Below are 5539 nucleotides of genomic sequence, written 5' to 3'. Positions count from 1 at the left end.
GTCGTTTCGCAGTGGATGTACATGGTGCTGATAAAAGCCAAATAATCGCATTTAACAAAGGCTTTCATGGTCGTACCTTTTTTACCGTAACTGTGGGTGGCCAAACCGCATATTCTGACGGTTTTGGTCCTAAACCAGCCGCAATTGATCATTGTGACTACAATGATTTAGCAGCTTTTGAAGCACTGATCAGCGATAAAACCTGTGCCGTAATGATGGAACCTCTGCAAGGTGAAGGCGGCATTATCTCTGCAAATAATGAATTTATCAAAGGTGTGCGTGCTTTGTGTGATAAACACAATGCATTGCTTATTTTTGATGAAGTACAAACGGGTGTAGGCCGTACAGGCTCACTATACGCATACCAAGAATTAGGCGTGACACCAGATATTTTAACAACAGCAAAAGCGTTAGGTGGCGGTTTCCCTATTGGTGCGATGATCACCACGACTGATATTGCAGCACATCTTAAAGTGGGCACGCATGGTTCAACCTATGGCGGTAACCCGTTAGCGTGTGCAGTGGCAGAAGCGGCATTTGATACCGTGAATACCGAACAAGTGCTAAGCGGCGTTAAACAGCGTGAACAGCTTTTCCGTGATGGTTTTGCAGCGATCAACGCAAAATACGACGTATTTAGTGAAGTACGCGGTAAAGGTCTATTATTAGGCGCCGTACTAAACAGCAAGTTTGAAGGGCGCGCTCGCGACTTCTTGGTAGCAAGTACTCAACAAGGACTAATGAGCTTAGTTGCTGGTACTGATGTTATTCGTTTTACGCCTTCACTGGTGATCCCACTTGAGGACATTAAAGAAGGTCTAGCGCGCTTTGAAAAAGCCGTAGCAGACGTTGTAAACGGTTAACCTAATTTAACGCCCTGTTTAGGGCGTTAATGGAGCACTTTTAAATGCAAGTATTACGTCCTATAACCGCAAATGATTTTGACTCACTAAAACAAATAGCAATAGAGTCAGGCCATGGTTTTACATCATTACCTGTTGATGATGCCTTGTTGCTAGAGAAAATTGAACGAGCAGAAAGGAGCTTTGCAAAAAACATTAATAAGCCTCAAGACGAGGGCTACCTATTTGTATTAGAAGACAGTGAAACAGGTCAAGTAGTCGGCACTACCGCGATTGAAGCGGCGGTCGGTATGAACGTTCCTTTGTATCACTATCATTTAGGTAAAACGGTTCATCATTCTCGCACTCTTAACGTATATAACACCGTTGATATTCTCAGTATGTGTAATGATTACACCGGCTGCTCAGAGATATGCACACTGTTTTTACGTGAAGATAGCCGCAAAGGGCTAACAGGACGTTTCTTATCGCGTTCACGCTTTTTGTTTATGGCTCAACACAGTGAGCGTTTTGCCGATACCATCATTGCAGAAATGCGTGGCGTTAGTGACGAAAACGGCCATTCTCCATTTTGGCAATGGCTTGAAGAACATTTTTTCAGTATTGAATTCCCACTAGCCGATCATTTAGTCGGCTTAGGCGATAAAGTATTTATTAGTGAATTAATGCCCAAGTACCCTATTTACGCCAACCTGTTAAGCAAAAAAGCGCAAGCTGTAATTGGTAAAGTACACGAGCACACTAAACCTGCACTAAAATTGCTTGAAAAAGAAGGTTTTGAGCATCGAGGTTACGTTGATTTATTTGATGCTGGGCCAACAGTTGAAGCCAAACTTGGCAATATACGTAGCATCCGTGAATCTCAAGTATGCCCTATTACCATAGGTGAACTTGATCATATTAATCAACAAAGTTCCGACACCTTAGCTATTTGTAATCAAGGCGTGAATGACTTCAGAGCCACTTTCACAAAACATGCACATTATAATCATGCTAAACATACCTTGATTATTAGTAGTGAAGTTGCAAAAGCACTTAAATTAAAACAAGGAGATGCAGCGCGGTTTTTCCGTCTGTAAACCTCTGTAGGAGTTTCTATGAGCGTTAATACGCACAACAGCCAACTAATCAATAACCAATGGCAAACTGGCTTAGGTCATGATTTCAGTTCAATAAACCCAAGTAACGGTGATATTGTTTGGCAAGGTAAAGCGGCAAGTAAAGAACAAGTAGACGCAGCGATTAAATCAGCTCGTCAGGCACACATTACATGGGCAAATACCCCAATTACAGAGCGTATTGCGGTTCTTGAGCGTTTTGTCAGCCAGCTAAAAGAAAATAGCGAAGAGTTTGCGACTATCATTGCCCGCGAAACAGGTAAACCACTATGGGAAACACGCACCGAAGTGGGTGCTATGACAGGCAAAGTGGCGATCTCAATAAAAGCTCATAATGAACGAACAGGCACTACTGAAAATCCAATGCCCGGCGCTAAAGCTTTTATTCGTCATAAGCCGCATGGCGTAGTGGCTATTTTTGGCCCTTATAATTTCCCAGGCCACCTCCCTAATGGTCATATTGTGCCGGCAATTTTAGCGGGTAATACCGTCGTTTTTAAACCATCAGAGCTAACCCCTCTTGTTGCTCAATACACACTTGAGTTATGGTTAAAAGCAGGCCTGCCAGCTGGGGTGATCAACCTTGTTCAGGGTGAAGTTGACACCGGTATTGCACTTGCTAGTCACCAAGATACCGATGGCTTGTTTTTTACTGGCAGCTCAAACACAGGTCATTTATTACATAAGCAGTTTGCTGGACATCCAGGTAAAATTTTAGCGCTAGAAATGGGGGGAAATAACCCGCTCATAATTAAAGATGTGGCTGACGTAAATGCTGCCGTGCATGACATTATCCAATCCGGCTTTATAACTTCTGGTCAGCGCTGTACGTGCGCCCGTCGGGTATTTATTGCAAATACAGCTAATGGTAATGCTATTTTAGAAAAGCTGATCACCGCAACTAAAAGTATTAAAGTTGCAGACAGCTTTAGCGAAGAACAACCTTTCATGGGGGCTATGATCAGCGAAAAAGCCGCGCTTGGGATGGTCGCCGCTCAGCAACAATTGATTGATATGGGAGCTGAACCTTTAGTTGAACTAAAACACTTAAAACCAGGCACCGGTTTTGTAAGCCCTGGTATTATCGATGTAACAAATGTGGCCAGCATCGCAGATGAAGAACACTTTGGCCCATTAATTAAAATTTATCGCTATAGCGACTTTGACAGTGCAATTGTGGAAGCGAACAATACCTCATTTGGTTTATCGGCTGGGCTTTTAAGTGACTCAAGTGAAGATTATGAGCACTTCTTAAAGCACATTCGCGCCGGTATTGTTAACTGGAATCGCCCAATTACCGGTGCATCAAGTGCCGCGCCATTTGGTGGTATTGGTGCCAGTGGTAACCACAGAGCGAGCGCCTATTACGCCGCAGATTACTGCTCATACCCAGTAGCCTCTGTTGAAGCACCAAGCGTTAGTTTACCAAGTACCCTTGCGCCGGGCTTAATTATTGAATAATCAGTCTGCAGCTTAACGGCTGCAGAAATTAAATTAAGGAATTAAAAATGCACACAGATGTAAATGCCCTTTTTGACAACTTATGGCAAAACTACCTAGCGGTAACACCGTCAGCTGTAAAAGTTCATGAGCTACTAGGCTCGACACAACAAGATGATGTGATCAACGACCATATTGCACTACGCACTTTCAATCATGAAAAAATTGGTCTGGAAAAGTTAGCCGCCCATTTCTTAGCCGTCGGTTATAAAGAATGTGGTGAATATCATTTTGAAGCTAAAAAATTGTATGCTAAACATTATGAGCATAGCGATCCAAAGCAACCAAAAGTATTTATTTCTGAATTACTTGTAGAGCAATGTTCTGAGCAACTGCAAGCCATCGTTAATGAGCTGGTTGCCAGCATAGATGCAGATGCCGTAACCGCAGAAAACTTCTTATACTCAGGCACCCATTGGCAAGTAAGCTCTGAAACTTATAAACAGTTACTGGCTGAAAGCGAATATGCAGCGTGGATGTCAGCATGGGGTTACCGTGCTAATCATTTCACCGTGAACATTAATGAACTTGCCAAATTTGATAAAATTGAAGACGTTAACCAAGCGCTTAAAGATGCCGGTTTTGCCCTTAATATTTCAGGCGGGGAAGTAAAAGGCTCACCTGAGGTATTACTTGAGCAATCATCAACCCTTGCCGATGACTTTGCCGTAGAGTTTAGTGACACGACGATGAGCGTACCTAGTTGTTTTTATGAGTTTGCCCTGCGTTATGCGAAACCTGATGGTGAACTATATACCGGTTTCGTTGCTGCATCGGCCGATAAAATTTTTGAAAGCACCAATGCACGTTAATAAATCTAGATTCAGATCATAAGTGCATGTGTTTACAGCTGGGTACTTACTGGCTGATTTAATAAAGTACTTAGCTGTACGATAGAAAAAACGCAGTTGTTCATTACAACTGCGTTTTTATTGTTTTTATACTAGGATTATGAGTCACTATATAAATAGTGGTTTATAGTCGTTTTCTAACTGTTCAAATGACAAATCACCAATAAAACGGCCAAAACTAAGCCACGTTGCTAAACCGCGTAAATCTTTAAAATGTGGTGGAACAAACTTAGGGTCTTCAATTACACCTAAATCATGTAATTGTGATATTAGTCTAAAGTCATCAATCGAGATTTTACCCACTAACAGCAAAGGTAATTGATCGATGCGACCAAGTTGTATCGCAACCCGAATTAAATTGTAAACCAATACAAACCCTTTGATATAAGCGATATCTTTAGTAAATGGCAAGCCTGTTGCGGTACTGCCACGAAATACTCGCTGGGCCAATGTATAGCTCTCATCTTTACTCAAGCCTTGAGCAACATAATCACGATATATATCAACAAACTCAGCCCCATCAATTACCTTGGTCACCGCTTGAATACGATTTACTAACTTCGCTAAACGACGAGGGGTTGATTTAAGGGTGATGATTTCGGTTAGTACCGCCAGCCCTTCTTGTGTCACTGTTGAACTTGGCGTGCCTTTACTTAAACAGGTTAAGTATGGCTGAGCTAAACCATTTTGGGTTGTACCGACGTGGATCCAGCCCTCATGTACTTCTAAAATATCAAGCTCACGTTGAGAAAACTTTACGTCTTGATTTAGCTTAATATTATTAGCACCAGCAGCTGCATCACTGACGATCCCATCACTAATAACCACTTCAACATCGATACCTGGCATGCTTAAACGTACTTGTTCAGCAAGAATTCGAACGGCTTCATCAGCATCTATATTTTTAGGATCATCTGGTAAAATATCGGCCGCCAATAGATTTTTGAGCGGTAACTCAAGCATATTTGCAAGCTCTGATAACGATGGCTCACCGGCATGAAATAAATCTTTTGGATGACCAAACAACTCTACAGATAAATCATGAAATTCAGCAGTGCCACGGTATTCAAGCATACTCAATACTGTTTTGTACTCGCTGCACATTTTACTCATATATTGAGCGATAGGATTGAGTTGCCCAAGCTGGCTAATGATATTACGGTTTAGATCAGAAAATGCTTGGCGTAGCTCGCTAGGTACAAAACCT

The 5539-nt window shown here is 42.1% G+C and carries 5 protein-coding genes; 4 read left to right on the top strand and 1 reads right to left on the bottom strand.

The genetic code is table 11. The annotated features are described in order from the left end of the window. The 4 genes from H5200_RS22550 to H5200_RS22535 form a co-directional block, all read left to right on the top strand. Positions 1-863: aminotransferase class III-fold pyridoxal phosphate-dependent enzyme (locus tag H5200_RS22550; protein ID WP_182762717.1), on the top strand; the 863-nt coding region annotated here is incomplete at its 5' end. Between the two features lie 44 nt (positions 864-907). Continuing rightward, on the top strand, positions 908-1942 hold the full coding sequence (gene astA / locus H5200_RS22545; protein WP_149980153.1) for an arginine N-succinyltransferase: 1035 nt from the start codon (positions 908-910) through the stop codon (positions 1940-1942). Positions 1943-1960: 18 nt separating this feature from the next. Beyond that, entirely contained in the window at positions 1961-3442 is a 1482-nt protein-coding gene (astD, locus tag H5200_RS22540) for a succinylglutamate-semialdehyde dehydrogenase (RefSeq protein ID WP_182718638.1), read from the top strand. A 47-nt stretch (positions 3443-3489) separates the two neighbouring features. Beyond that, on the top strand, positions 3490-4293 hold the full coding sequence (locus H5200_RS22535; protein ID WP_149980151.1) for a DUF1338 domain-containing protein: 804 nt from the start codon (positions 3490-3492) through the stop codon (positions 4291-4293). Positions 4294-4440: 147 nt separating this feature from the next. Here the strand turns inward: H5200_RS22535 and H5200_RS22530 are convergent. Next, on the bottom strand, positions 4441-5539 hold a 1099-nt coding region (locus H5200_RS22530), incomplete at its 5' end, for a flavohemoglobin expression-modulating QEGLA motif protein (protein WP_182718637.1).

It is taken from the genome of Pseudoalteromonas sp. SG43-7, from assembly GCF_014164295.1.
Lineage (GTDB): Bacteria > Pseudomonadota > Gammaproteobacteria > Enterobacterales > Alteromonadaceae > Pseudoalteromonas > Pseudoalteromonas rhizosphaerae.
The sequence above is the reverse complement of the archived record's forward strand: the minus strand, read 5'-3'. Positions and strand labels throughout refer to the sequence as shown.